The sequence below is a fragment of the Bacillus sp. 05T31 genome (genome assembly GCF_056396725.1).
Genome location: NZ_JBFTMA010001074.1, coordinates 1 through 978 on the forward strand (window position 1 = coordinate 1; position 978 = coordinate 978).

General features: G+C 34.5%; 1 protein-coding gene. It reads left to right on the forward strand.

Annotation, left to right across the window (positions count from 1 at the left end; genetic code table 11):
* Positions 1-261 precede the first annotated feature (261 nt).
* A partial coding sequence (locus AC1DJR_RS31430) for a MerR family transcriptional regulator (protein WP_477004407.1) occupies positions 262-978 on the forward strand: 717 nt, incomplete at its 3' end.

The window sequence follows — 978 nt, forward strand, 5'->3', positions numbered from 1 at the left end:
CTCGCAATCCAGTGCCAAGTGTATGTATTATGATTGGTGCTGTAGGTTTATCATACTATTTATTAATTTTAGCGCATTATCATAAAACAGCAACAAGTGTTGTTGTAGGGGCAATTATTTTATCTTGTGGACGTACTATACAAAAGGGTTTTCTTCTATAAAAGCTGTTTATGCAAAAGGTATAAACAGCTTTTTGTATTTTTTTTACAAACTACTTGAAAGTTACGTTACGTCATCTTTTATAATGAAAAAGAAGAGGTGATGGAGTTGATTTCGATCCAAGAACTTACGAAGGAAACTGGGATTACAGTAAGGACGTTACGTTATTATGATCAAATCGATTTATTAAAGCCGAGCGGAAAAACAGAGGGTGGTCATCGGTTATATAGCGAGGCTGATGTAATTCGTCTGCAGCAAATTTTATTTTTAAAAGAAATGGGTTTTTCATTAAAAGAGATTACGAATATGTTAGTAAAAGGTGAACTTAACTTAAAAGACTCGCTTGAAAAGCAACTTAGATTTGTACAGGAAGAACAAAAGAAATTCAATCGAATGGAGCGTGTTTTACAGGCCGTTGTTTATTCGGTAGATGTGGAGGGAGAACTGGATTGGAAAGTTATGTTTGAACTCATTCAGCTTTCGAAACAGTCTCCTCGAATACGTGAAATATTCCAAAATGAAATATTTTCAAAGGAAGAGCAGGATTTACTTCGTAATTTACCAAATATGAGCGAGGAAGATCCGAATGTTTTAGAGTGGGTAGATTTATTAAAGCAATTTCGTAACTTTATGAAAGAAGGTAAGGGAGCATCAAGTGATGAGGTGCAGGAGGCTATAAGTAGGCTAATGCGGAAGTGTTTAGAGATGGCAAATGGTGATGAAGCATTTTTAGATAAATTGTGGGAAGTAAGAAAATCAAAAGAAGATTCACATAAAATGAGTATGTATCCAATTGAAGAGGAGCTTTTAGTATATATG